23 protein-coding genes are annotated in these 24,767 nt (G+C 67.0%); 18 read left to right on the top strand and 5 right to left on the bottom strand.

Going from position 1 to position 24,767, the window contains the following annotated elements:
* Positions 1-966: a Zn-ribbon domain-containing OB-fold protein gene (locus ACFXN1_RS45605; protein WP_379437926.1), complete on the bottom strand. Its 966-nt coding sequence runs from the start codon at positions 964-966 to the stop codon at positions 1-3.
* A 92-nt stretch (positions 967-1,058) separates the two neighbouring features.
* Between ACFXN1_RS45605 and ACFXN1_RS45600 the strand changes: the two genes are divergently transcribed.
* The 4 genes from ACFXN1_RS45600 (at position 1,059) to ACFXN1_RS45585 (ending at position 6,145) form a co-directional block, all read left to right on the top strand.
* On the top strand, positions 1,059-2,105 hold the full coding sequence (locus tag ACFXN1_RS45600; protein ID WP_379437928.1) for an LLM class F420-dependent oxidoreductase: 1,047 nt from the start codon (positions 1,059-1,061) through the stop codon (positions 2,103-2,105).
* Positions 2,106-2,361: 256 nt separating this feature from the next.
* Positions 2,362-4,011, top strand: a complete 1,650-nt coding sequence (locus ACFXN1_RS45595) for an acyl-CoA synthetase (RefSeq protein ID WP_379437929.1) — start codon at positions 2,362-2,364, stop codon at positions 4,009-4,011.
* 105 nt (positions 4,012-4,116) lie between these two features.
* On the top strand, positions 4,117-5,112 hold the full coding sequence (locus ACFXN1_RS45590; RefSeq protein ID WP_379398115.1) for a sigma-70 family RNA polymerase sigma factor: 996 nt from the start codon (positions 4,117-4,119) through the stop codon (positions 5,110-5,112).
* A gap of 391 nt (positions 5,113-5,503) precedes the next feature.
* A complete protein-coding gene (locus ACFXN1_RS45585) occupies positions 5,504-6,145 on the top strand; it encodes a hypothetical protein (protein ID WP_379437930.1) in 642 nt (213 codons plus the stop codon).
* A 12-nt stretch (positions 6,146-6,157) separates the two neighbouring features.
* Here the strand turns inward: ACFXN1_RS45585 and ACFXN1_RS45580 are convergent, their stop codons facing one another.
* Positions 6,158-7,744: an acyl-CoA synthetase gene (locus ACFXN1_RS45580; protein WP_379437932.1), complete on the bottom strand. Its 1,587-nt coding sequence runs from the start codon at positions 7,742-7,744 to the stop codon at positions 6,158-6,160.
* A gap of 69 nt (positions 7,745-7,813) precedes the next feature.
* Positions 7,814-8,227 carry a VOC family protein gene (locus ACFXN1_RS45575; protein WP_379437934.1) on the bottom strand — a complete coding sequence of 138 codons (414 nt, stop codon included), beginning with the start codon at positions 8,225-8,227 and terminating at the stop codon, positions 7,814-7,816.
* A gap of 94 nt (positions 8,228-8,321) precedes the next feature.
* On the opposite strand from ACFXN1_RS45575, the gene ACFXN1_RS45570 reads away from it, so the two are divergent.
* Together ACFXN1_RS45570 and ACFXN1_RS45565 are read left to right on the top strand one after the other, a co-directional pair.
* A complete protein-coding gene (locus tag ACFXN1_RS45570) occupies positions 8,322-9,518 on the top strand; it encodes a glycosyltransferase (RefSeq protein ID WP_379437935.1) in 1,197 nt (398 codons plus the stop codon).
* 75 nt (positions 9,519-9,593) lie between these two features.
* Entirely contained in the window at positions 9,594-10,289 is a 696-nt protein-coding gene (locus ACFXN1_RS45565) for a maleylpyruvate isomerase family mycothiol-dependent enzyme (RefSeq protein WP_379437936.1), read from the top strand.
* A gap of 124 nt (positions 10,290-10,413) precedes the next feature.
* On the opposite strand, the gene ACFXN1_RS45560 is transcribed toward ACFXN1_RS45565, so the two are convergent.
* On the bottom strand, positions 10,414-11,541 hold the full coding sequence (locus ACFXN1_RS45560) for an acyl-CoA dehydrogenase family protein (RefSeq protein ID WP_379437937.1): 1,128 nt from the start codon (positions 11,539-11,541) through the stop codon (positions 10,414-10,416).
* Positions 11,542-11,637: 96 nt separating this feature from the next.
* Positions 11,638-12,831 carry an acyl-CoA dehydrogenase family protein gene (locus tag ACFXN1_RS45555; RefSeq protein ID WP_379437939.1) on the bottom strand — a complete coding sequence of 398 codons (1,194 nt, stop codon included), beginning with the start codon at positions 12,829-12,831 and terminating at the stop codon, positions 11,638-11,640.
* A 153-nt stretch (positions 12,832-12,984) separates the two neighbouring features.
* Here ACFXN1_RS45555 and ACFXN1_RS45550 point away from each other — a divergent pair, with 153 nt between their 5' ends.
* From ACFXN1_RS45550 to ACFXN1_RS45495, 12 genes are all read left to right on the top strand, one after another.
* Positions 12,985-13,173 (top strand): ferredoxin, encoded by a 189-nt coding sequence (locus tag ACFXN1_RS45550; protein WP_040854753.1) that lies wholly within the window; start codon positions 12,985-12,987, stop codon positions 13,171-13,173.
* A gap of 45 nt (positions 13,174-13,218) precedes the next feature.
* Positions 13,219-14,121 (top strand): 3-oxoacyl-ACP reductase, encoded by a 903-nt coding sequence (locus ACFXN1_RS45545; protein ID WP_364606228.1) that lies wholly within the window; start codon positions 13,219-13,221, stop codon positions 14,119-14,121.
* A gap of 323 nt (positions 14,122-14,444) precedes the next feature.
* Positions 14,445-15,209 (top strand): ABC transporter permease, encoded by a 765-nt coding sequence (locus tag ACFXN1_RS45540; protein ID WP_040854757.1) that lies wholly within the window; start codon positions 14,445-14,447, stop codon positions 15,207-15,209.
* Between the two features lie 4 nt (positions 15,210-15,213).
* Positions 15,214-16,065 (top strand): MlaE family ABC transporter permease, encoded by an 852-nt coding sequence (locus ACFXN1_RS45535; RefSeq protein ID WP_379437941.1) that lies wholly within the window; start codon positions 15,214-15,216, stop codon positions 16,063-16,065.
* Between the two features lie 37 nt (positions 16,066-16,102).
* The gene (locus ACFXN1_RS45530) at positions 16,103-17,329 is read left to right on the top strand and encodes an MCE family protein (protein WP_379437942.1); all 1,227 of its coding nucleotides are present in this window, start codon (positions 16,103-16,105) and stop codon (positions 17,327-17,329) included.
* Positions 17,326-18,360: an MCE family protein gene (locus ACFXN1_RS45525; RefSeq protein ID WP_379437943.1), complete on the top strand. Its 1,035-nt coding sequence runs from the start codon at positions 17,326-17,328 to the stop codon at positions 18,358-18,360. Before ACFXN1_RS45530 ends, ACFXN1_RS45525 begins: the two co-directional genes overlap by 4 nt.
* A complete protein-coding gene (locus tag ACFXN1_RS45520) occupies positions 18,357-19,424 on the top strand; it encodes an MCE family protein (RefSeq protein ID WP_379437944.1) in 1,068 nt (355 codons plus the stop codon). Before ACFXN1_RS45525 ends, ACFXN1_RS45520 begins: the two co-directional genes overlap by 4 nt.
* The gene (locus ACFXN1_RS45515) at positions 19,421-20,671 is read left to right on the top strand and encodes an MCE family protein (RefSeq protein WP_379437946.1); all 1,251 of its coding nucleotides are present in this window, start codon (positions 19,421-19,423) and stop codon (positions 20,669-20,671) included. The genes ACFXN1_RS45520 and ACFXN1_RS45515 overlap by 4 nt, the downstream gene beginning before the upstream one ends.
* Complete coding sequence (locus tag ACFXN1_RS45510) at positions 20,668-21,909, top strand: MCE family protein (protein WP_379437947.1); 1,242 nt, start codon at positions 20,668-20,670, stop codon at positions 21,907-21,909. Before ACFXN1_RS45515 ends, ACFXN1_RS45510 begins: the two co-directional genes overlap by 4 nt.
* Complete coding sequence (locus ACFXN1_RS45505) at positions 21,906-23,315, top strand: MCE family protein (protein ID WP_379437949.1); 1,410 nt, start codon at positions 21,906-21,908, stop codon at positions 23,313-23,315. Before ACFXN1_RS45510 ends, ACFXN1_RS45505 begins: the two co-directional genes overlap by 4 nt.
* Entirely contained in the window at positions 23,312-24,220 is a 909-nt protein-coding gene (locus ACFXN1_RS45500; RefSeq protein WP_379437951.1) for a hypothetical protein, read from the top strand. The genes ACFXN1_RS45505 and ACFXN1_RS45500 overlap by 4 nt, the downstream gene beginning before the upstream one ends.
* Complete coding sequence (locus ACFXN1_RS45495) at positions 24,217-24,705, top strand: h domain protein (RefSeq protein ID WP_364606205.1); 489 nt, start codon at positions 24,217-24,219, stop codon at positions 24,703-24,705. Before ACFXN1_RS45500 ends, ACFXN1_RS45495 begins: the two co-directional genes overlap by 4 nt.
* Positions 24,706-24,767: the final 62 nt, after the last annotated feature.

Here is a 24,767-nt window from a genome sequence, read left to right as displayed (position 1 = left end):
CTACAGGTGGTGCGCGAAGCTGTCGTAGTCGGCGTCGGGTTCGCCGGTGGGCCGGAAGTGGTCGATATTGGCCATGGACAGGCCCCACTCCTCGCGCGGCTTCCACACCGCCTCCACTCGCATACCCATCCGGACCTCGCTCGCCTCGACGCCGAGCACCAGGTGCAGGAAGGGGATGTCGGCGCCGTCGAGCAGCACGTAGGCCGCCACGTACGGGGGCTCGAGGCGCTGGCCCATGAACGGCACGTTCACGATGCAGAAGGTGGTCACGATGCCCTTGTCGGACACCTCGACGTAGTCGTCGGTCGGCGAGCCGTCGCGCGGGTCGGCGCCGCGCGGCGGGAAGTACACCTTGCCGTCCATCCGGGCGCGGGCGCCGAGCAGGCGGCCCTCCATGAGCGCCTTCAGGAAGACGGCCTCCTGCGGGGCGGCGGTGTGCTTGATGGAGAAGTCGACCGGGGTCACGATGCCGGTCACCGGTTCGAGGTCGCTCGCGGAATCGACCGGGGCCGTGGAGGTCTCACCCGGTTCGAAGGCCGCGATGTCGTGGATGTCGCCGGTGCGCTCGGCGGCCCAGCGTGCCCGCACCCGCATCCCGGTGGCGATGTCGGCCGGGGAGGCCACATCCACCGCGTGCAGGATGGCGGTGTCCGCGCCGTCCAGCTTGATCAGCGCGTAGGCGAAGGGCCGGTCGAAGGGCTGGCCGGGCAGCGGCTCGGCCACCCACGACCAGGTCTGGACGGTGCCGACGTCGGACACGCCGACGAACTCCGACAGCGCCTCGCCGGTTGCCGGATCGAATTCCGCGGGCGGCACGATCACGCGCCCATCGGAACCCCGCACCCCGACGACCTTGCCGGATCGCAGTTCCGTGAGGAAGCGACCGATGATCGGACCGGTGGAGCGGGTGTAGTCGAATTGCATCCGCAGCGGTGCGGACAGTATTTCGGTGTTCCCCAGAGTCACGAGATCGAGTAGAACAGGTTCTAGTGACGGTGGCAAGAGTACGGGCTGCGGCCCTGACGACCAGCCCCGGATGTTCTAGGAAGGACATGGAAATGCGCTTTGGTCTGCAACTGGGATATTGGGGCGCGCAGCCGCCCGCCAATCACCGGGAACTGGTGCTGGCCGCGGAGGAGACCGGCTTCGACGCCATCTTCACCGCGGAGTCCTGGGGATCGGACGCCTTCACGCCCCTGGCGTGGTACGGCTCGGACACCAGCCGGGTCCGGCTGGGCACCTCCGTCGTGCAGATGTCGGCGCGCACCCCGACCGCCACCGCCATGGCCGCACTGACCCTCGACCACCTCAGCGGCGGCCGGCACATCCTCGGGCTCGGCGTCTCCGGTCCGCAGGTGGTGGAGGGCTGGTACGGGCAGCCGTTCGCCAAGCCGCTGGCCCGCACCCGCGAGTACGTCTCGATCGTGCGGCAGGTGCTGGCCCGCGAGGGCAAGGTGACCAGCGCGGGCCCGCACTACCCGCTGCCCTGCTCCGGGTCGGGCGCAACGGGATTCGGCAAGCCGCTCAAGCCCATCACCCACCCGCTGCGCGCGGACCTGCCGATCTGGCTCGGCGCGGAGGGCCCCAAGAACGTGGCGCTGACCGCGGAGATCGCGGACGGCTGGCTGGCCATCTACTACACGCCGCGGCTGGCCGACATGTACAACGAATGGCTCGACGAGGGCTTCTCGCGCCCGGGCGCGCGGCGCTCGCGCGAGGACTTCGAGATCGCCGCCACCGCACAGGTGATCCTGACCGATGACCCCAGGGCCGAACTCGATCGGCTGCGCCCGTTCATGGCGCTCTACATCGGCGGCATGGGCGCCGAGGAACTCAACTTCCACGCCGAGGTGTACCGGCGCATGGGCTATGGCGAGCAGGTGGACGAGATCACCCGGCTGTTCCGCACCGGCCGCAAGGAGGAGGCCGCGGCGGTCGTGCCCGACGAGCTGATCCTCGACACCACCATCATCGGCAACGAAGCGCAGGTGCGTGAGCAGCTGAAGGTGTGGGAGCAGGCCGGCGTCACCATGATGCTCGTGGGTGTCCGCGACGTGGCGCAGTTCGAGGCGCTGCGTCCGCTGATCGAGTCGCAGGGGCACTGATTCGGTCGCAGGGGGCACTGAGTCGGTCGCAGGGGGCACTGAGTCGGTCGTAGAACTAGTTCCAGAAATCCGGCCCCGAAGAGGCGCTTCGCGGCCGGTTGGAAAGGGCGCGCCCCGGTGAGTGGGTCGCGCCCTTTCGCATCTGTTCCAATTCAGCGTAAGTCGCCGTAGGGTGTGACAGGGGGCACATCCGGTCACTGGACCAAAGCCGAATCTGTGGCTTGTCACACACAAGAACACGTTCTATTTTGAAGCAGTGAGCTACAACATTGCGGACCTTGTCGAGCACACCATCGACCTCATGCCGGAACGTGTCGCGCTGGTTGACGACGCTCGTTCGGTGACCTACGCCGAGCTCGAGGACCGAGCCAACCGGCTGGCGCACTTCCTGCAGGATCAGGGTGTGCAGCCGGGTGACAAGGTCGGCGTGTACTCGCGCAACACCATTGAGGCCGTGGAGGCCATGGTGGCCATCTTCAAGGCGCGGGCAGTCATGATCAACGTGAACTACCGCTACGTCGAGAACGAGTTGCAGTACATCTTCGAGAACTCGGATATGGTCGCCGTCATTCACGAGCGGCGGTACAGCGACAAGGTGGCCAATGTGCTGCCGAACGTGCCGAGGATCAAGGCGGTCGTCACCGTCGAGGACGGCACCGACCTGCCGCTGCCCCCGACCGCGGTGGAATACGAAGCGGCGCTGGCCGGCTCGCGCGGCGAGCGCGATTTCGGCGAGCGCTCCTCCGACGACATCATGATGATCTACACCGGCGGCACCACCGGCATGCCCAAGGGCGTCATGTGGCGGCAGGAGGACTGGTGGCGCGTTCTCGGCGGTGGCATCAACTTCTACACCGGTGAATTCATCCAGGACGAGTGGGAGCAGTCCAAGGGCGGCGCGAGCGGCAACTCGCCGATGGTGCGCTACCCGATTCCGCCGCTGATCCACGGCGGCGCGTTCACCGCGACGCTGCACAGCCTTTTCGACGGCGGCAAGGCCGTCATGCTGCCGGAGTTCAGCGGACACGGTGTGTGGCAGGCGATTCAGCGGCACGGCGTCAACATGATCTTCATTACCGGCGATGCCATGGCCCGTCCGATGCTGGACGCGCTGGCCGAGGGCAATGCGGAAACCGGTGAGGCGTACCAGCATTCGAGCCTGTGGGTGCTGGCCAGCTCCGCGGCGCTGTTCTCGCCCGCACTGAAGGACCAGTTCATCGAGAACTTCCCGAACGCGCTGATCACCGACTCCATCGGCTCCTCGGAGACCGGCTTCGGCGGTCTGGCCGTGGCGGCCAAGGGCGCCACGCACACCGGTGGCCCGCGGGTGAAGATCGACGGCTCCACCAAGGTGATCGACGAGGAGGGCAACGAGGTCGCGCCCGGCTCCGGTCAGGTCGGCATGCTGGCGCGCACCGGCAACATCCCGCTCGGCTACTACAACGACCCGGTCAAGACCGCCGAAACCTTCAAGGTGTTCAACGGCGTTCGCTACTCCATCCCCGGCGACTTCGCCCGCGTGGAGGAGGACGGCACCGTCACCATGCTGGGTCGCGGCTCGGTGTCGATCAACTCCGGTGGCGAGAAGATCTACCCCGAAGAGGTCGAGGGCGCGCTCAAGGCGCACCCGGAGATCTTCGACGCGCTCGTGGTCGGCGTGCCGGACGAGCGCTGGGGCCAGCGGGTGGTCGCGGTCGTGCAGTGCCGCGGCGGCGCCCGCCCGACGCTGGAGGAGCTGCGCCCGACCCTGGTCAAGGAGATCTCCTCCTACAAGATGCCGCGCAGCCTGTGGTTCGTGGACGAGATCAAGCGCTCGCCCGCGGGCAAGCCGGACTACAAGTGGGCCAAGGCGCAGACCGAGGCCCGCGAGGCCGACCACCACGCCCAGGCCTCGAACACCAAGTAACGCGGCTCAGCTCGTGGTGTGTGCCGGTACCCGTCTGCGATCGCAGACGGGTACCAGCCTTTTCGCGGGTGTTTCTTGTCGGTGGGCTGTGCGACGCTGTCTGGCATGAGCGAGAAGGCGGGCGGCACCGTTTCCGACGATGTACTGCGGTCTTTCGAGGGGCATCGGCGGGAGCTGTGCGCCTACGCGTATCGAATGCTCGGGTCCTCGTTCGAAGCCGAGGACGCGGTGCAGGAGACCTTCACGCGGGCGTGGAAGTCCTACGACTCCTTCGAGGGCCGGTCCAGTCTGCGGTCCTGGCTGTACAAGATCACCACCAATGTCTGTCTGGACATGCTGGACGGTCCGCAGCGCCGCGCCAGACCCATGGATCTCAATGGTCCCTCGACCCCCGATTCGCAGCTGCCCCCGCCGGAGCCGGATTACGTGTGGGTGGAACCGATTCCGAACGCCCTCGCCTTCGGCGCCGATCCGGCCGAGGCCGCCAGCGCGAAGGACACGCTGCGCCTGGCCTTCGTCGCGGCGGTGCAGCATCTGCCGGCCAGCCAGCGCGCCATCCTGATCATGCGCGAGGTGCTGCGCTTCTCGGCGGGCGAGACCGCCGACATGCTCAATGTCTCCCCGGCCTCGGTGAACAGCGCCCTGCAGCGGGCCCGCGCCACCATGTCGAAGGTGCAGGAGACGGCCACGGTGTCGGACCCCTTCGACGAGAGCAACGAGCAGCAGCGCAAACTCGTCGACGATTTCGTCAAAGCCTTCGAGGCCTACGACATGGACGCCCTCACCGACCTGCTGAAAGCCGATGTGGCCCTGTCCATGCCGCCGTTCTCGCTGTGGATCTCCGGTCCCGGGAACGTGGCCGCCTTCATGCTCGGCACCGGCCACGCGTGCCGCGACTCCCGCCTGGTCCCGCTGGCCGGCGCCAACGGGCTACCCGCCTTCGGCCACTACAAGCCGAGTGACGAGCCCGGCCGCTGGATCCCGTGGTCCATCACCACTCTCGAACTCGACGGTGACCGCATCTCGGGTCTCACGTTCTTCCTCGACACCGAGAAGCTCTTCCCGCTGTTCGGCCTGCCGATGGAGCTGGGCTCGAACTAGGGCGGGCTCGTCACCGTCCGTCGCCGCGCTCCGGTGGTGTTCCGCGGGCCGGTCCCCCTCCGTCCACATCTCGGACGACGGTGACTCCGGCCCGCGGACCGGCTTGGCGCGCAACCTCCGTCGAAAGACGGAGGACATCGGTGGCCGTCGCTGATCGCCGTTGATCGGAGGCTCCGCACGAACTAGCCGGTTTCCCTACCCTCACGGTCGGCGCCACCACCGGTCAAGATCGGCGACTCACCCGTTTTGGGTGACACCCAGCGCATGCAGTCCATCCGGAACACTGATATCTCGCCGGTGCCCGGCGCGCGGGCCATGGCGGTGTGTTCGCTGAACCCGCTGGCCGAGAATCGAAATATGCTCTCCCACAGGTGCTCACGAGAGGTGCGTGATGACGGTAGAGCTGCACGCGGACGAGCTGTGGGCGGAGAATCTACGCCGCATGCTGGTGGGGGTGCGCCACGAGGCCGTCATGGCCATCGCCCGCCCCGTCCGCCCGGAGACCGAATACGGTTCCGAGGACACGGTTTTCCGGCAGCTGCACGCCGCCGGTAAGCAGGTCCGGCTGCTGCTGTCGGCCGCCTATGTGGGCGCGCGCGGACGGCAGTCGGTGCTGCGGCAGTTCGCGGTCGGCTCGCAGATCCGGGTCACCGACACCGACTTCTGCAATGTGCTGATCGTCGATCGCGAGCGGGCGGCGCTGTGGTCGGCCGCGCCCGGGCAACAACCGCGCGGCCTGCTGGTGGCCGAACCGGCGCTGCTGGGCGTGGTGCACCAATTCGCCGTCCGCACCTGGCATTCCGCGCGGCAGCTCCGCGATCACCTGGAGCTGGGGGAGCGCGGGCTGGACGCGGTGGCACTCGCGGTGGTCGAGCAGCTGCATGCCGGGGCGAAGGACGAGACGGCGGCGCGGGCGCTGGGGGTGTCGCTGCGCACCTACCGCCGCTATGTCGCGCAGCTGATGGCCCGTTTCGAGGTCAGCACCCGATTCCAGCTCGGGGTGCGGGTGCGTGACCTCGGGCTGTTGAGCTGACTGCACACCCGGTCAGCGGGGAGCACGCATCCCCTCGGCGTGCTCGGCCGCGTACCGCTTGGCGGCGGGATAGTTCGCCTTGCCGCTGGGCTGCCGCATGACCTGGTCGACCAGCCAATACCCCCGGGGCGCTTTGTATCCCGCGATCCTGGTGCGCAGGTGCGCGTCGAGCTCACCGAGCGCGAGCGCGGCTCCCGGCCGCGGCTGCACCACCGCTGCCACGGCCTGTCCGAAGCGGTCGTGCGGAATGCCGATCACCAGGGCGTCGAAGACCTCCGGATGGGATTTGAGGGCGGTCTCGACCTCCTCCGGGAACACCTTCTCGCCGCCGGTATTGATGCACTCCGAGCCGCGCCCGAGCAGGGTGACGGTGCCGTCGGCCTCGTAGCGCGCGTAATCGCCCGGCGCCACATAGCGTTTCCCGTCCACCTCGGCGAAGATCGACCGCGTCTTCTCGGGATCCTTGTAATACCCGAGCGGCACGTGCCCGGTCCGCGCCATCCGGCCTACCGCGCCCGGCCGGGGTTCGACCAGGTTGCCGTCGTCGTCGAGTAGCGCGGCCTGTGCGCCGAACTTCACCCGCGGGCCCTGCGTGTGGTCGGAATCCTTGGTGACCACGGACAATCCGGTGCTGACACTCTCCGAGGAGCCGATCACGTCGGTGATGAACAGGTTCGGGAAGGTGTCGAGGTACTGCTGTTTGAGCGAGTGTGAGAACAGCGCGGCGTGGCTGCTGAACGCCCACAGGGACGAAACCTCATAGTGCCCTTCGTGATACGCCTCCAGCAGCGGTTTGGCCATGGCGTCACCGACCACGGTGAGCACATTGACACCGTGCCGCTCCACCACCCGCCAGACCTCGTGCGCATCGAACTGGGGCACGAAAACCACGGTGCCACCGGAGTTCAGGGCGATGAATGCCGCCCACTGCGCGGCGCCGTGGATGAGCGGCGAGAGCGGGGCCATGACGATTCCGGTCGGCGCGGACTTCGCGGCGGCGGCCAATTCCCATTCGTCCGAGACATATTCGCCGGTCACATGGTTGATGCCGCCGCCGAGCGTCCGCCAGACGTCCTCGTGCCGCCACATCACGCCCTTGGGCATGCCGGTGGTGCCGCCGGTGTAGAGGATGTACAGGTCCTCGCCGCTGCGCGCACCGAAATCGCGGTCCGGGGACTGCGCGGCCAGCGCCGCGTCGTAATCGGGTCCGATCGCGAGCACCTCGGTCACGGACGGCACCGCAGCCTGGACCTCGGCGACGATGGCACCGTACTGCGCCTCGTGGACAAGGGCCTTCAGATCCGCGTTCTCGACGATGTAGCGCACCTCGTCGGCCACATAGCGGTAGTTGACGCACACCGACACCGCCCGCAGTTTGTAGGTCGCGAGCATCGTTTCCAGCGCCTCGGCCGAATTGCGTGAGTACACGCCGACGTGATCGCCCGCGCCGATGCCGCGGGCGGCCAGGTGATGGGCGAGCCGGTTGGCCCGCTCGTCCAGTTCGCGATAGGTGAACTGCCGGTCGGCGCAGATCAGGGCGATCCGGTCCGGGACCGCGTCGACGGCGTGCTCGAACAGGTCTGCAACGTTGAAAGCCATGGGTTCACCCTGGTTCGCACCCGGGTGAACCGACACTTCATCGGATGGCAGGAAGCTGCCGATCGGCGGTCAGGCGGGATAGGCCATGTGGAAGGGCTCCCACTGGTGGCCGTCGAGGTCGAGGAAGGTGCGGCTGTACATGCCCACCTCGGCTTCCTGGGCGCGGCGGTCGGGGTTGAGTTCCTCGGTGCCGCCGGCCTGCAGGGCCGCTTCGACGAGGGTGTCGACTTCGTGGGGGCTGGACAGGGCCAGGGCGTAGACGCCGTTGACGGTGCCGCGGGTGTCGCCGAGGGGGCGGGTGCTGAAGGTGGTGAAGAAGTCGTGGGTCAGCAGCATGACGCAGATGTTGTCGTCGACCACGATGCAGGCGGCATTACCGTCGGTGAAGTCCTGGTTCACCTTCCAGCCCACGGCCTCGTAGAAGCGCTTGGACCGGTCCAGGTCGGCGACCGGCAGATTGATGAAGATCATCTTGCTCGGCATGGTGGTTCGACCTCTCTCATTCGATGTACTGATGGGGACGAAGCGGGTGCGGAAAACTCATCGGTCGTGGAAGAGTGATTGGGGGAGGTGCCCGATGACTCACAGCTACCTGGTCGCGCTCACCGGAAGCGGTGGAACGGTTCCGCCGGAGCTGGGTGTGGTGCGGCGTCTGGTGCGGCGTGGCCATCGGGTGACCGTGCTGGCGGAGGAATCCCTGACCGGCCCGGTGGCGGCCGCGGGCGCGCGGCTGCGCCCGCGCGCGGGGGCCGGATTCGCCCGCGACACCGCCGACGAAATCGATGCCGAGCGACCCGATCTGGTGCTGGCTTCCTTCTTCGCCTTCGGGGCCATGGTCGCGGCGCAGGCCTGTGAGGTGCCCTTCTCGGTGCTCATTCCCGGCATCTACCCGCTGCCGGTGGAGGGTGGCCCGCCGCCGGGTTCCGGCTTCGGCAAGGCGCACGGGCCACTGGGCCGGTTGCGCGACCGGGTGGTGGGCTCGCTGGTGCAGCGGCGCTGGGACGAGGAACTGCTCCCGAGGCTCAATGTCCTGCGCGCGGATTTCGGGCTGGAGCGGCTGGCCCACTACCAGGATCAGGCGCAGCTGGCGCGCCGGCAGCTGGTGCTGTCCAGTGCGGCGTTCGACTTCCCGGGGCAGGGGCCCGACGGGGTGCGCTGGGTCGGTCCGATCCTCGACGAGCCGGATTGGGTCGAGGGCACGACGTGGACGCAGACCGACGGCGGCGGCCCGCTCGTCCTGGTCGCGCTGTCCACCACCTTTCAACGCCAAACCGATTGTCTGCAGCGCATTTCCGACGCCCTCGGCCAGCTCCCGGTGCGCGGCGTCATCACCACCGGACCCGCCGTCGACCCCGACGAGCTGCGCGCCCCGCCGAACGTGACGGTCCTGCGCGCCGCCGGGCACCGCGAAATCATGCGGCATGCCAGCCTGGTCGTCACCCATGGCGGCCACGGCACCCTGATGAAGTCCTTCGCCGCCGACCTCCCGGTCGTGGTCCTGCCGCACGGCCGTGACAATGCCGACAATGCCGCGCGCGTCCGCGCCCACCATGCCGGAATCACGTTGCCGCGCACCGCGACCCCGCAGCGCATCGCCCGCGCGATCCGCCACGTGCTGCGCACGCCGGCCCACTACCGGGCTGCGGCCGAACTGGGCCGCGCCATCCGCCACGACGCGCGCGGCGAGGCTCTGCTGTACGAACTGGAACCGTCGACGGATCATCACGACCCGGTGGGTGAGCGCATCTCCTCCGTCCGTGAATTCGAATCCTGATGTTTGGCCGGATTTCGCGTTCGACCGGCCGCATATGGCTGGCAGACCGAGTTTTCGCTGGTTAGCGTGGGCCGCATGGATTTCGTGGCCATTTTGCGCGAGAAGTTGAGCGAGCTCGGAGAGCTGATCACGCCGGGGGTCGATCTGGCCGCACCGGTTCCCAGCTGCGGGGATTGGACCTTCTACGACCTGGTCGACCATGTCGGCCAGGGCAATCTGTGGGTGGTCACCGGTATTCGGGAGGGCCGCGGCGACTACCAGGGCGAACCCGCTCCGAAGGATCCCGTCGAGCTGCGGGCCTGGTACGACGAGACCGTGCAGGCCCTGCTCGAGGCGGTGGCGGTCGCCCCGGAGACCCCGGCCTGGACCTTCACCAAGCTGCTGCCGCGCACTGTCGGGTTCTGGCAGCGCCGCCGTGCCCAGGAGACCCTCATGCACGTGTGGGACGGCAAGAACGCGCTCGGCATCGCGGAGGAATTCGATCCGGCGCAGGCCGCCGACGGCATCGCGGAGGTCTTCGAACTGTTCGCGCCGCGCATGATTCAGCGTGGGCTGGCGAACGAGCCCGAGGTGGCCATCCGGGTCCGCGCCACCGATACCGGTGAGAGCTGGACCTACGGCCCGGGCACCCCGGTCGCCGAAATCTCCTGCACCGCTTCGGATCTGCTGCTGGCGCTGTGGCAGCGCAAGCCCGCCAAGGATGCGGCGCTGGCCTGGCAGGGCAACTGGGCGGCGGGGGAGCGGGTGCTCGCCGGTCCGCTGGTGCCGTAAACCGTTCCCGGACAAAGAAAAACGGCGAGGTGGTGGCCGGTATGGGAGCCACCGCCTCGCCGTCGGCCGCAGTGCAGGGTTCGGCCGAGTCTCCGGGAGTTGGGTACCGAGTCTCCGAGAGTTGTTACTGCGCAGCGTCGCTCAGCAGCGACCCGAGTGCGCGCAGGTGGTCGGTGGCGCCGCCGAGGGCGAACTCGTGGTGCTTGGCGGCGGTGAAGTACTGGTTCACGATGTGGTCGCGGTCGATACCGACGCCACCGTGCACGTGTACCACGGTGTGGGCGACGCGGTGGCCCGCTTCGGCGGCCCAGAACTTGGCGGTGTGGACCTCGGCCGCGGCGGGCAGGCCCTCGGCGAGCCGCCAGGCCGCCTGCGTCACCGCGAGCCGGACACCCTGGACGTCGATGTAGGCGTCGGCCAGGCGCTGGGCGACGGCCTGGAAGCTGCCGATCTTGCGATTGAACTGCTCACGCTCGCGGGCGTAGTCGGCGACCAGTTCCAGGCCCTTCTCGACCACGCCGAGCTGGGTGGCGGCCAGGCCGAGCCAGGCGCGCTCCAGCAGCCAGGTCAGGATCTCGGCACCCTGGTCGACGGTGCCGACCAGTTCGGCGGGGGTGCCGGCGAATTCGACCTCGGCCTCGGGGGAGCGGTCGGTGACGATCTGGTCCTCGACGCGCACCGAGGCGTGCGACGGGTCGACCAGGAAGACGGCCGGGGAGCCGTCGACGCTGGCGGACACCAGGATTCGCGCCGCTTGGCGGGCGAAGGGCACCGTGGTCTTGAGACCGGTCAGCTGCCAGCCGTCGCCCGCCATCGCGGTGGTGACGGGGCTGGTGAGCTCCCAGTTGCGCTCCTCGCTCAGCGCGGCGGTGAGGATGACCTCGCCCCGCGCGGCCTGAGCGGCCAGCTCGCGCTGGGCCGTGGAGCCGAACTGCGCGAGCGCGCCGGCGCCGAGCACGATCGACCACAGGTACGGCACGGGCGCGACGGACTTGCCGATCTCGCGCAGAATAGCGGTCTGCTCCAGCACGCCGAAGTCGCTGCCGCCCACCGTCTCCGGCAGGGCCGCGGCCAGCACGCCGGTCTCGGCGAGCGAGCTCCACAGCGATTCGTCGAAGCGCACGGTCGGGTTGCCCGACGCGTCGGTGTTGCGGTCGAGCTCACGCAGCCGGTCGGCGGTGACCAGCTTGCCGGTGACCTCGGCGGTGAGGCGGGCCAGATCCTGCTGCGCCTCGGTGAGGGTGAAATCCATGATGGTTACCTTGGTTTCGCGCGATGTGAGCGTCAGGCCCGGAGGAGGCAGCTTGCGTAACCACGGAGGGCCCGCTCGCATCGCTATCGGACACAGCTAGCGCGCGGCGGCGGGCTGCTTGAGGGCGGTCATGGCGATGATGTCGCGCTGCACCTCGTTGGTGCCGCCGCCGAAGGTGAGGATCAGGCAGGCGCGGTGCATGCGCTCCAGGCGACCCCGCAGCTGCGAGCCCGCCGAGTCCTGGCGCAGGTAGGCCTGCGGGCCGAGGATCTCCATCAGCGTGCGGTAGGCCTCGGTGGCCAGTTCGGTGCCGTACACCTTGGTGGCGGAGGCGTCCCACGGGCGCGGGGCGGCGTCGCCGCCGGCGTCGGCGCGCGAGGCGATCTCCCAGTTGGTCAGCTTCAGGTACTCGACCTTGGCGTGGATGCGGGCCAGGCTGATCTGCACCCATTCCTGGTCGATGACCCGGGCGCCATTGGCGGTCTTGGTGTTGCGCGCCCACTCGGTCACCTGCGCGACGGCCAGGGCCAGCGGCGCGGACGAGGTCAGCGCGACGCGCTCGTGGTTGAGCTGGTTGGTGACCAGCGCCCAGCCGCCGTTCTCCGGGCCCACCATGTCGGAGTGCTTGACCCGCACGTCCTGGTAGTAGGTGGCGCTGGTGTCGGGCCCGGCCATGGTGTGCACCGGCGTCCAGGAGAAGCCCTCTGCCGTGGTCGGCATGATGAACATCGAGATGCCCTTGTGCTTCTTGGCGTTCGGGTCGGTGCGGGCGGCGAGCCACACGTAGTCGGCGTAGGCGATGAGGGAGGTCCACATCTTCTGGCCGTTGATGATCCAGTCGTCGCCGTCGCGGACCGCGGAGGTGCGTAGCGAGGCCAGGTCGGTGCCGGCGCCCGGCTCCGAGTAGCCGATGGCGAAGTGCAGCTGACCGGCGGCGATCTTGGGCAGGAAGAACTTCTTCTGCTCCTCGGTGCCGTAATGCATGATCGTCGGCGCCACCGAGTTGATGGTCAGGAACGGCACCGGGGCGCCGGCGATGGCGGCCTCGTCGGTGAAGATCAGCTGATCCATGGTGGAGCGGTCCTGGCCGCCGTACTCCTTGGGCCAGCCGAGGGCGAGCCAGCCGTCGCGGCCCATCTCCTCGACCACCTCGCGGTAGACATTGCCCTCGCCGTACTCTCCGGTCTGCGCCGAAAGCGCTTGCCGCCGTTCGGGAGTGATGAGGCGGGTGAAATAGTCACGCAGCTCGGCACGCAGCTGTTCCTGTTGCGGCGTGTAGGCGATACGCATAGCAGTACCTCTAGCCTTCGTTTCTCGGTTCAGCCGATCATCGCACGCAAGTGAAACATGTTCCAGTATTCGTTCCGGTTAGGGCTACTTTGCTGTTCTGACCACGGGTCCGCTTGTTAGGCTCGGGAAGAACCTGTGGTTAAGGAGAGAACTATGAAGGTGATCGTCGATTTCGATCAGTGCGAAGCCAACGGAATCTGTGTCGGAATCGCCCCTGACGTCTTCGATCTCGATGACGACGACAACCTGCACGTCAACGAGGCCGAGGTCACCGAGGCCAACCGTCGCGATATCGAGTCCGCCGTGGCCCAGTGCCCCAAGGCGGCATTGAAGCTGGTCTGAGCGGACGCTTGCCCGTCGGGTGGAACACGTTCTAGAGTCGGCCCGGTGAGCGATTCTGATGTAAGTCTTTCGGGCCGGGTTGCCATCGTCACCGGCGCGGGCGCCGGGCTGGGCCGGGCCGAAGCCCTCGAGCTGGCCCGGGCCGGCGCGTCGGTCATCGTCAACGACCTTGCCGAGAACGACGCGGTGAGCGCAACCCTCGCCGACATCCGGGCGCTGGGCGTCAAGGCGGAGTTCGTGGGCGGCAGTATCGCCGAGCGCGCGACGGCCGACGCATTGATCCGCACTGCCGAGGAGACCTTCGGCGGGCTGGACATCGTGGTGAACAATGCCGGGATCACCCGGGACAAGATGTTGTTCAACATGTCCGATGAGGATTTCGACGCGGTCGTCGCGGTCCACCTGCGCGGGCATTTCCTTCTGACCCGCAATGCGGCCGCCTTCTGGCGTGGCAAGTACAAGGAGACGGGTGCTCCCGTTTATGGGCGCATCATCAACACCTCCTCGGAGGCCGGTCTGCTCGGCCCGGCCGGGCAGGCGAATTACGGTGCGGCCAAGGCCGGCATCACCGCGCTGACGCTGTCGGCCGCGCGGGCGCTGGAGTCGGTCGGCGTGCGCGCCAATGCCATCGCGCCCCGAGCGCGGACGGCCATGACCGAGAAGGTCTTCTCCGCGGCTCCCGATCAGGGTCCGGACCCGCTCTCGCCCGATCACGTCGCGCGGCTGGTGGCCTACCTGGCCTCGCCAGCGGCCGAGGCGATCAGCGGTCAGCTGTTCGTCGTCTACGGCCCGATGGTGGCCCTGATGGCTGCTCCGGTGGTGGAGCAGCGCTTCGACGCCGAGGGCGAGTGGACCCGCGAGGGCCTGGCCGCGACCCTGGGCGGCTATTTCTCCGAACGCGGTTCGGACGCTACGTTTTCCGCCTCCTCGCTGAAGGATCTGGGCTGAGACTGGCCTCGGTGTCCCCGTCCGGGGGTCGTGGTTCCTGAAGACACGGCCCGGCCCCCGGCGGCTGCGGTTGATCACGAGATCGATCGTTGGTAAGAAAAGGGACAGCTATGTGTGTCGCCTCACAATGCGGCATACCTGTGGTGGTTAGGCTGACATGAACCTGTTCTCAAAACTGGACGCCAGTTCAGAAAGATGACCTGTTCAAAACCGTCGAAACCTTCCCGAACCGTATGAGAACGTGTTCTAATCTTTGAGCGGGACCGAGATCACATTCAGATCTCGGTTGCTATAGCTAGGCAGGGGCAGGAGGAATAGCGGGAATGAATGAAGTCCTTGCCGTACCGCTGCGGGCGGTCGGAGGGTTCTTCGAACTCGCCGGTGCGGTCGCTCGCGCCGCGGTACGGCCCCCGTTCCAGCGACGGGAATTCATCGATCAGTCCTGGTTCATAGCCCGGGTATCCATCTTCCCCACCCTGATGGTGGCAATTCCGTTCACCGTGCTGGTGAGCTTCACCCTCAACATCCTGCTGCGGGAGATCGGCGCGGCCGACCTCTCCGGCGCGGGCGCCGCCTTCGGCACCATCACTCAGATCGGCCCCATGGTCACGGTGCTCATCGTGGCCGGCGCGGGCGCGACCGCCATCTGCGCGGACCTGGGCGCGCGCACCATTCGCGAAGAGATCGACGCCATGAAGGTGCTCGGCATCGATCCGATTCAGCGCCTGGTGGTTCCGCGCGTGCTCGCCTCGATGTTCGTGGCCTTCCTGCTCAATGGGCTGGTGTCCACCATCGGCATCCTGGGCGGGTTCCTGTTCTCGGTCTACCTGCAGGGTGTGAACCCCGGCGCCTTCGTCAACGGCCTCACCCTGCTGACCCACCTGCCGGAGCTTGTCATCTCCGAGGTGAAGGCCATGCTGTTCGGACTCGTCGCCGGACTGGTCGCCTGTTATCTGGGCCTGAACGTGAAGGGCGGTCCCAAGAGCGTCGGCGACGCCGTCAACCAGACCGTCGTCTTCGCCTTCATGGCGCTGTTCGTCATCAACGTCGTGGTAACCGCCGTTGGCATCAAGTTCACGGCGCGGTGATCAGATGGCGTTCGTGATCCAGTCTCGTTTTCCCAAGGTGACCAGGCGTTTTCAGCGCTTCACCGAGGCCCTCGATTCGGTCGGCAAGCACGCGGTGTTCTATGCGCGGTCGATCGGCTCGGTGCCCAAGGCACTGGTGCACTACCGCACCGAGACCATCCGGCTGATCGCCGAGATCTCGATGGGCACAGGCGCTTTGGCCGTCATCGGCGGCACCGTCGTGATCGTCGGGTTCCTGACCCTGGCCGCCGGTGGCACCATCGCCGTGCAGGGTTACAGCTCGCTCGGCAATATCGGTGTCGAAGCCCTGACCGGCTTCTTCGCCGCGTTCATCAACGTTCGCATTGCGGCCCCGGTCATTTCGGGTATCGGCCTGGCGGCGACGCTGGGTGCCGGTACCACGGCACAATTGGGCGCCATGCGGGTCTCCGAAGAGATCGACGCCCTCGAGGTGATGGCCATCCGGCCGGTCCCCTTCCTGGTGGGCACCCGCATGCTGGCGGGCATCATCGCCATCATCCCGTTGTACTCACTGGCGGTCATCGCCTCGTTCGTCGCCTCGCGCTTCGCGACCGTGGTGATCTACGGCCAGTCGGCCGGTGTGTACGACCACTACTTCTCGACGTTCCTGATCCCCAGCGACATCCTCTGGTCCTTCGCGCAGGCGATCTTCATGGCCATGGCGGTCATGCTGATCCACACCTACTACGGCTATCACGCCGCAGGCGGACCGGTCGGTGTCGGCGTGGCGGTAGGTAATGCGGTGCGGGCCTCGCTGATCGCGGTCGTCATGGTGACGCTGCTGATGTCGCTGGCCATCTACGGCACCTCCGGCAATTTCCATCTCTCCGGGTAGGGGCGGGACGACACACATGGTCCAACAAGAGCGCGGAATGGCGAGCCCGATCGGCTCGCCGTTCGTCGAGAAACCGAAGCCGAAACGCTATCTCGAACAGGGGTGGGTCATTCGGCTGGCCGGCGTGGGCATGGTGCTCGGCCTGGCCGCTGCCGTCGCGGTCTGCCTGGTGATGTTCGCGGGCGGGTTCGAAGACAAGGTCAAGGTCACGGTCGCCGCGCCGCGGGCCGGCCTGGTCATGGACAAGGACGCCAAGGTCAAGATCCGCGGGGTCGAGATCGGGCGGGTCACCAACATCACCGACAGCGCCGACGGGGCGCGCATCGAACTGGCGATGGACCCGGACAAGCTGAAGATGGTGCCCGCCAACGCCACCGTGGACATCAACTCGACCACGGTGTTCGGGGCGAAGTACATCAACTTCATCGAACCGCAGCACCCCGACTCCGACTCGCTGAAGCCGGGCTCGGTGGTGCAGGCCGGCGCGGTGACGGTCGAATTCAACACGCTCTTCCAGCATTTGAACGATCTGCTGGCGAAGGTGCAGCCGGAGAAGCTCAATGCGACGCTGACCGCGCTGGGCACCGCGCTGCAGGGTCGTGGCGACAAGCTGGGCCAGCTCATGGTCGACAGCGATGAGTTCCTCAAGGACATCAACCCGAGCCTGCCCGACCTGCAGCGTGATCTGCAGACCTCGGTCGGCGTGACCAACCTCTACGCCGACACCGCGCCGGATCTGTTGCGCACCACCGGGAATATGACAGTCACCGGTGGCACCATCGTCGATCAGAAGGACAACTTCGACAAGGTGCTGCTGAACCTGGTCGGCCTGGCCAACGACACCGGCGGTGTGCTCTCGGACAACCAGAAGGCGCTGGTCGACACCCTCGGCGTGCTGCGCCCGACCACCGAACTGCTCAACGAGTACAACCCGGCCCTGTACTGCCTGGTCGTCGGCGCGGCCAATGCGCTGCCGGACGGCAACCGCATCTTCGGTGGCGACGGGCCGTGGGTCACCCTGAACGCCGGCTTCATGGGCGGCGGCACTCCCTACTCGTACCCGAAGGATCTGCCGAAGGTGAACGCCACCGGTGGCCCGCACTGCGAGAACATCCTCGACCGGGTGCCGGGCAGCCACTCCAACTACCTCGTCACCGACACCTCCGAGGGTGAGGTGTGGACGCCGTCGACGAGTACCCACCTGAACGGCCCCAGGGTGTTCCAGCTGCTGTTCTCGGACCTTCCGGGGGTGCCGAACCCATGAGGCTCAAATTGCATGCGAGCAGCGTGAAACTGGGAATCTTCACCCTGATCATGGTGCTGGTCCTGGCCGCGCTGGGCATCGTCTTCAGTCAGATGCGCTTCGCCCGTTCGACCGGCTACCACGCGATATTCACCAGTGCGGCCGGGATGCTGCCCGGATCGAAGGTGCGCATCGCGGGTGTGCCGGTGGGCTCGGTGAGCCGGGTCTATGTCGGCAAGGACCATCTGGCCCATGTCGACTTCGACATCGACAACCAGTACCGCGTGTACTCCGGCACCCAGGCGGCCGTCCGCTACGAAAACCTCGTCGGCGACCGCTATCTGGAGCTGATGGACGGTCCGGGCACGGCGCAGCCATTGCGTAAGGGCGCCACGATCGGCACCGACAAGACCAAGCCGGCGCTCGATCTGGATCTGCTGCTCGGCGGGTTCAAGCCGCTGCTGCGCGGCCTGAACCCGCAGCAGGTGAACGATCTGACCGGGGCGCTGCTGCAGGTGTTCCAGGGACAGGGCGGCACGCTGGTCTCGCTGTTGAACAGCGGCGGGTCGTTCAGCAAGACCCTGGCCGATCGGGATGCCTTGATCGGCAGCGTGATCGAGAACCTGAAGACGGTGCTCGGCACCATCGACCAGCGCAACGCGGACTTCGGGACCACCCTGAACGAATTGCAGCGCCTGGTCAGCGGTCTGGCGGCCGACAAGGATCCGATCGGCGACGCGCTGCCCCGATTGGCCGGGGCCACCGGAGATCTCACCGGTCTGCTGCAGCAGGTCCGCCCGGACCTGAAAGCGAACGTCGAACAGCTCGGCAAGCTGTCCCAGAACCTGGACGACCGCAAGAGCGACGTGCAGTACGTGCTGGACCTGCTGCCGGACACCTACAAGAAGCTGATCCGCATCGGCTCCTACGGCTCGTTCATGAACATGTACGTCTGCGGTACGGCCGTCATCGTCGACGGACCTGACGGCCAGCATCAGACGCGCCTCGTCGCGCCCGGCGGTCAGTCCACCGGAAGGTGCTCGGACAAATGAATCAACAGCGCTCACCCCTGATCGATATCGGGGTCACGGGCATCGTGCTGGCGGTGACGATCTGCCTCACCGCCCTGCAGTTCGACCGTTTGCCCTTCATCCGCTCGGGCGCGGAGTTCACTGCCTACTTCGCCGACGCCGGCGGGCTGCTGCCCGGCGACCAGGTGCAGGTGGCCGGCGTGAAGTCCGGCCGGGTCGAGAATGTCGCGCTGGACGGCGCCAAGGTCAAGGTGCGGTTCACCCTCGACGAGGCGATCGTGCTGGGCACCAAGACCACCGCGGCCATCAAGACCAATACGGTGCTGGGCCGCAAGTCGCTCGAGGTGGTGCCGACCGGTGACGGCGCGCTGCGTCAGGATCAGCCGATCCCGTTGGAGCGCACCACGTCTCCGTACTCGCTCACCGACGCGCTCGGTGACCTGGCCACCACGGTGAAGGGCCTCGACACCGACCAGGTCAACAAGACCCTGGACACCCTGTCGGACGCGTTCACCGATACGCCGGGACCGCTGCGGTCGGCGCTCGACGGCGTCACCCAGCTCTCGCGCAGCCTGAACAACCGCGACAAGGCGCTGACCGAGCTGCTCTCCCACGCTCAGAACGTCACCAAGGTGCTGGGTGATCGTGCCGCGCAGATCAATTCGCTGCTGGTCGACGGCAACAGCCTGCTCGGTGAGCTGGATGCCCGACGCGCGGCGCTGAGTCAGCTGATCGTGTACATCAATGGTCTCGCACAGCAGCTCACCGGCTTCGTCAACGACAACGAGGCACAGCTGAAACCGACGCTGGACAAGCTGAATTCGGTGCTGAAGCTGCTGCAGGACAACAGGGACAACCTCGGTAAGGCAGTCGACGAACTCGGGCCGTTCGAGGCCGCGCTCGGCGAGCAGGTCGGCAGCGGACCGTACTTCCAGGCGTACCTGTCCAATGGATCGAGCCCGGCCCTGCAGGTCCTGGTCGACGCCATGGTGTGGCCGCAGCATCTGCCCGACTCGCTCCAGAAGGAACTCACCGAAAACGGGGCCCTCACGACCTCGACCGTGCCGAAGGAGCCGGAGCGTTGAACGCAATTCGCAAGCTGCCCCGGTGGACCCGGATCGCGGCGGCGGCCCTGGTGGTCGCGCTGGCCGGGTGGCTGGTCTACGGGCTGGTCTCCGACATCGGTAAGAAGCACATTACGGCCTACTTCCCCTCGACCAACGGCCTGTACGCCGGTGACGAGATCCGCGTGCTCGGTGTGAAGGTCGGCAAGATCGACTCCATCGATCCGGGCAAGGACCGGGTGACGGTGAAGATGACCGTCGACCGCGGTATCGATCTGCCCGCCGACGCCAAGGCCGTGATCATTTCGCCGTCGCTGGTGTCCGCGCGCTTCATCCAGCTCGCGCCCGCCTACACCGGCGGACAGAAGATGGCCGACGGCGCGTCGATTCCGGTGGAGCACACCGCCGTTCCGGTGGAATGGGATGACATCAAGGCCGAACTGACCAAGCTGTCCACCGCGCTCGGCCCGATCGGCGAGGACAAGCAGGGCTCCTTCGGCCGGGTCATCAATACCGCCGCCGACAACCTCGGCAATGGCAATGCCCAGGCCTTCCGCGACACCCTGAAAGAGCTGTCCAGCACGCTGAATACGCTCTCCGACGGCCGCACCGACCTGTTCGGCACCATTCGCAATCTGCAGCAGTTCGTCGATGTGCTCTCCAAGTCCAATGATCAGATCGTGCAGTTCGGCGGCCGGCTGGCCTCCGTCTCCTCGGTGCTCGCCGGGGTCTCCACCGATCTGGGTTCGGGGTTGGACAATCTCGATTCCGCTGTCGCCGACGTGAAGCGGTTCCTGGACGAGCGCGGCGGGGCACTGACCGAGAGCGTGCAGCGGCTGGCCGATGCCACCCAGGTGCTCGCGGACAAGAGGCCCGAACTGGAGCGGATCATGCACTCCGCCCCGACCGCGCTGGTGAACTTCTACCAGCTCTACAAACCGGCGCAGGGTACGCTCACCGGTTTCCTCGCCGCGCCGAACTTCGCCAACCCCTTCGCCTTCCTGTGTGGTGCTGTCGAAGCCAACGCGAACAACGACTCCCAGCACAGCGCCGATCTGTGCAAGCAGTATCTTGCGCCAGTCGTTCAGTCGCTGATGATGAACTACCCACCGCTACTGGTGAATCCGGTGACCCAGCAGAACGCCTTCCCGAACCAGCTCACCTACAGCACGCCCGATCTGGCCGGCCAGGTGCCCGCGCCCGACGCCGCACCGGTGGCTTCGCCCAAGTCCCTGACCGATCTGCTCGTTCCTGGAGGTGGACGATGATGAGCCGCCAACGGATTCGCCTCGCTGGCGCGGCGATCAGCCTGGTCGCGGTGCTCGGGGTGAGCGGCTGCGAATGGGACGGGCTGAACTCGGTGCCCATGCCCGGTGCGGTCGGCACCGGGGAGGGCTCCTGGCAGGTCGATATACAGATGCCGAATGTGACGACCCTGACCCGTAATTCGCCGGTCATGGTGAACGACGTGCCCGTGGGCACGGTCACCGGCATCAAGGTCGAGAACTGGCACGCGCTGGTCACCGTTTCCCTGGAGAAGGGAATCGCTCTGCCCGCCAACGCCATCGCGCGCATCGGGCAGACAAGTCTGCTGGGCAGCAACCATGTGGAGCTGTCGGCGCCGACGAACGAGCCGGCGCAGGGCCGATTGAAGGCCGGGGACGTGATCCCCCTCGAGCGGGCCGGGGCCTACCCGACCACCGAGCAGACGCTGTCCTCGCTGTCGGTGGTGCTCAACGGCGGTGGCATCTCCCAGGTGGAGACCATCACCAAGGAGCTCGACGCGACCTTCAAGGGCCGCACCGACGCCATCCGCGACCTGCTGCCGCAGCTGAATCAGCTGACCACCACGCTGGACAAGCAGACCACCGACATCATTGCCGCCATGAGCGGGCTGGACCGGTTCGCCGGGGTGCTGGCGCAGCAGAAGGACGATGTCGCCGATGCCGTCACCAAGATCCACCCGGCCCTGACCGTGCTCGCCGACCGCCGCGAGAACATCACCAAAACCGTGACGGCACTGGGCGGTCTGAGCGATACCGTGCAGCAGATCATCGCCCAGGGCGGCGGCAACCTCAAGGCCGACCTGGCCAACCTCGAGCCGGCGCTGCAGTCGCTGGCCGCTACCGGCGGCAAGCTCGCCGACTCGCTGCAGTGGCTGCTGACCTTCCCGTTCCCGATCAAGAACATCGACAAGGTCATCAAGGGCGACTACATGAACCTGTTCATGACGGTCGATCTCACCGGTGCCCGACTGGATTCGAACTTCCTGACCGGTACCCCGTTGGGCGGGATGTTCGGTGGCGCCCAGGCGACCCTCGGCGAGGGCACCCATCCGGCTCCGCCGCAGGGCAAGGGCGATCCGCTGACCGATCCGCTGAAGCCGCCGGCCCAGGCCGCGACGCCGGCTCCGACGCCGAGTATCGCTGGCCTGCCGCCGATTCCGGGACTGCCGGCCATTCCGGGACTCACCGTGCCCGCGCAGCAAGGGGCTGACGGAAAGTGAAACTGACCAAGTTCGTCAAGGTTCAGCTGGCCATCTTCACGGTGCTGACCGTGATCGGCCTGTCCGTCATGGGCGGCAACTATGTGAAGCTGCCGGCCATGTTCGGCATCGGAAGATACGGCGTCACAGTGCAATTGGACGCCACCGGCGGCCTGTACCAGACCGCCAACGTGGCCTACCGCGGCACCAATGTCGGCAAGGTGGAGGAGGTCCGGCTCACCCCGGCCGGCGTGGACGCCAAGCTGTCCATCGACAGCGACTACAAGATCCCCGCCGATGTGCAGGCCTACGTGAAGAGCGTCTCGGCGGTCGGTGAGCAGTATGTCGATCTGGTCCCGCCGGATGCCCCCACGAGCGGCAATCTGCACGGCGGCTCGGTGATCCCGGTGGAGCGCACCAAGCTGCCGCAGGACGTCGGCGCCATGCTCGATCAGGCCGACCGGCTGCTGTCCACGGTCGCCGACACCAAGCTGCAAGAGGTCATCAACGACGCCTTCGTCGCCTTCAACGGCGCCGGGCCGGATCTGCAGCGGTTCATCGACTCCGCGTCCCTGCTGGTGCAGGAGGCCAAGAACAACACCGATCAGACCAAGGACCTGCTGGACAAGATCGGTCCGCTGCTGGACACCCAGAACCAGTCCGCGGACTCCATCCGCGGCTGGACCAAGGACCTCGCTACCGTTACCGACCAACTGCGCCAACATGACCCGTCGCTGCGTGCGGTGCTGCAGCAGACGCCGTCCACGGTGCAGAAGGTGAACAAGACCTTCCAGGATCTGAAGCCGACCCTGCCGATCATGCTCGCCAACCTGCTCAGCGTCGGACAGGTGGGGCTCAAGTATCACTCCGGGCTCGAGCAGATCCTGGTCGTGTACCCGCCGCTGCTGGCGTCGCTGCTGACCGCTATCCGCGGGCCCGTTCAGTACGGCGCAATGGTCGACTTCATGCTCGGCCTCAATGACCCGCCGGGATGTACCACCGGCTTCCTGCCGCCCAGCGAGCGGCGTTCGCCGGCCGATCTCAGCCAGATCGATACGCCCGACAACCTGTACTGCAAGGTGCCGCAGAACGCGAAGGAAGCCGTACGCGGCATCCGCAACACGCCCTGTATCGACGTGCCGGGCAAGCGGGCTCCGACTCCGGATCTGTGCCACGACCCGAACGGCTATGTGCCCGAAGGTGACAACCCGCCGTTCGGCGATCCCCAGCCGGTGGACAACAACGGTCAGCCGCTCGATAAGCTGCTCGGTAACCAGAAGGCACCATTCATCGGGCATTCCGACCCGAATACCGGCACCTTCGTCGGACCCGACGGTCACGTGTACCGTCAGGGGGACGTCAATGCAGATGGTTCAACCAAAGTCCCGTCGAGTTGGCAACAGCTGCTTCAGGAGCCACCGCGATGAGCGATAACCCAGCAAATCGAAACCGCACTCGGCGGCGTGTCGTCCGGCAGGCGGGCCCGCCCGTCGAGGACGAGCGCACCGGCATCGAGGTCCGGGAGGCGCCCCTCGGCGCGGTGAGCCCGGAAACAACTGCCGCTGAGCCGAGTGCGGTTGCCGATGCTGGGGCGTCGGCCGAGACCGCCGCGTCGAAGCCGGTGCAGACCGAGAAGTCGACGCCGGCGGAGGCTGCGGAGCCGAAGCCCGCGGAGACCGCGGAGTCGAAGCCCGCGAAGGCCGCTGACCCGATCGACGCCGAATCCGCCGACGCGGAGCCGGAAATCGTGGTCGGGTCCGGGGTTGCCGAAGACGAGCCCGTCGAGGATGCGACGGAATCCGAGGAGGGCGAGCCGGACTCGCGACTGCGCAGGATCTACGTCTCGCTCGGGCGGCTGGGTTCGGTGGCCGCGGTGGTGGCCCTGGTGTCCGCGCTCGTGCTGATCGGTTCGGGTGGCCTGTTCTTCTACCACCAGCACCGCGCCGACGCGCTGCGCGACCGGCGCGCCGAATACGTGCAGGTGGCCAAGCAGGCGTACCTGGACATGGTCACGGTCAAGAGCGACACCGCCGATCAGGACATCGACCGTCTGCTCTCCGTCGCCGGCGGCGGTCTGAAGGACGAGTACGCGACCAACAAGGACGAGTACAAGAAGCTGTTCGAGCAGTTGAAGGTGCAGTCCTCCGGCAAAGTCATCTCCGCGGCGATCGAACGCGATGACAAGGACTCGGCCATCGTCCTGTTGCTCGCGCAGCAGACGGTCTCCAATGTCGCCTCCAATGGGCCCATGCAGAAGGACTACCGCTTCCGGGTGACCGTCACCCGGAAGGGCGACTCCGTGACCGCCTCGTCGATGGAGTTGGTGCCGTGAAGCTCACCGTGCGTTCGATCGTCATTGCCGCCGCCGGCATCCTGCTCGTGGCCGCCGTCGTAGTCGGCTCGCTGGTCGGGGACCGATTCTGGTCCGAGCGGCAGGCCGAGCAGAACCGTTCCTCCGCAACCGCTTTCGCGGCGGACACAGTGGAGTCGCTGTTCACCTACAACTACGATTCCGCCGAGAAGGACCTGCCGGCCGTCGCCGACAAACTGACCAGCGACTACCGGGACTCCTACCTGAAGGTGATCCACGAGCAGGCCATTCCGGCGGCCAAGGAGAAGAAGCTCTCCGTCCAGACCACGGTTCAGGCGACCGGCGTGATCACGACCACCCGTGATCGCGCCACCGTCCTCGTCATCGCGGATCAGCGGTTCTCGAGCGCCGATACGCCGCAGGACACGCTCATGAGCGATCGGCTGCAGGTGGAGCTCACCAAGCAGAGCGGGCACTGGCTCATTTCGGACGTCAAGCCGATCTAGGTCACCGGCTCGAACCGAGCCGAGTCGATATCGGGCGCGCAGCCCCGGGCACTGCCCGGGGC

Origin of the sequence: Nocardia sp. NPDC059154, from assembly GCF_042755705.1 — a bacterium.
GTDB lineage: Bacteria > Actinomycetota > Actinomycetes > Mycobacteriales > Mycobacteriaceae > Nocardia.
This window is presented reverse-complemented; position numbering and strand designations above follow the sequence as displayed.

What these genes read in the sequence shown, in the direction of transcription:
- ACFXN1_RS45550 (WP_040854753.1), top strand. Translation starts at nt 12,985, where the DNA reads ATGAAGGTGATCGTCGATTTCGATCAGTGCGAAGCCAACGGAATCTGT.
- ACFXN1_RS45590 (WP_379398115.1), top strand. Translation starts at nt 4,117, where the DNA reads ATGAGCGAGAAGGCGGGCGGCACCGTTTCCGACGATGTACTGCGGTCT.
- ACFXN1_RS45525 (WP_379437943.1), top strand. Translation starts at nt 17,326, where the DNA reads ATGAGGCTCAAATTGCATGCGAGCAGCGTGAAACTGGGAATCTTCACC.
- ACFXN1_RS45530 (WP_379437942.1), top strand. Translation starts at nt 16,103, where the DNA reads ATGGCGAGCCCGATCGGCTCGCCGTTCGTCGAGAAACCGAAGCCGAAA.
- ACFXN1_RS45510 (WP_379437947.1), top strand. Translation starts at nt 20,668, where the DNA reads ATGATGAGCCGCCAACGGATTCGCCTCGCTGGCGCGGCGATCAGCCTG.
- ACFXN1_RS45500 (WP_379437951.1), top strand. Translation starts at nt 23,312, where the DNA reads ATGAGCGATAACCCAGCAAATCGAAACCGCACTCGGCGGCGTGTCGTC.
- ACFXN1_RS45540 (WP_040854757.1), top strand. Translation starts at nt 14,445, where the DNA reads ATGAATGAAGTCCTTGCCGTACCGCTGCGGGCGGTCGGAGGGTTCTTC.
- ACFXN1_RS45570 (WP_379437935.1), top strand. Translation starts at nt 8,322, where the DNA reads ATGACTCACAGCTACCTGGTCGCGCTCACCGGAAGCGGTGGAACGGTT.
- ACFXN1_RS45585 (WP_379437930.1), top strand. Translation starts at nt 5,504, where the DNA reads ATGACGGTAGAGCTGCACGCGGACGAGCTGTGGGCGGAGAATCTACGC.
- ACFXN1_RS45555 (WP_379437939.1), bottom strand. Translation starts at nt 12,831, where the DNA reads ATGCGTATCGCCTACACGCCGCAACAGGAACAGCTGCGTGCCGAGCTG.
- ACFXN1_RS45565 (WP_379437936.1), top strand. Translation starts at nt 9,594, where the DNA reads ATGGATTTCGTGGCCATTTTGCGCGAGAAGTTGAGCGAGCTCGGAGAG.
- ACFXN1_RS45535 (WP_379437941.1), top strand. Translation starts at nt 15,214, where the DNA reads ATGGCGTTCGTGATCCAGTCTCGTTTTCCCAAGGTGACCAGGCGTTTT.
- ACFXN1_RS45575 (WP_379437934.1), bottom strand. Translation starts at nt 8,227, where the DNA reads ATGCCGAGCAAGATGATCTTCATCAATCTGCCGGTCGCCGACCTGGAC.
- ACFXN1_RS45580 (WP_379437932.1), bottom strand. Translation starts at nt 7,744, where the DNA reads ATGGCTTTCAACGTTGCAGACCTGTTCGAGCACGCCGTCGACGCGGTC.
- ACFXN1_RS45520 (WP_379437944.1), top strand. Translation starts at nt 18,357, where the DNA reads ATGAATCAACAGCGCTCACCCCTGATCGATATCGGGGTCACGGGCATC.
- ACFXN1_RS45560 (WP_379437937.1), bottom strand. Translation starts at nt 11,541, where the DNA reads ATGGATTTCACCCTCACCGAGGCGCAGCAGGATCTGGCCCGCCTCACC.
- ACFXN1_RS45600 (WP_379437928.1), top strand. Translation starts at nt 1,059, where the DNA reads ATGCGCTTTGGTCTGCAACTGGGATATTGGGGCGCGCAGCCGCCCGCC.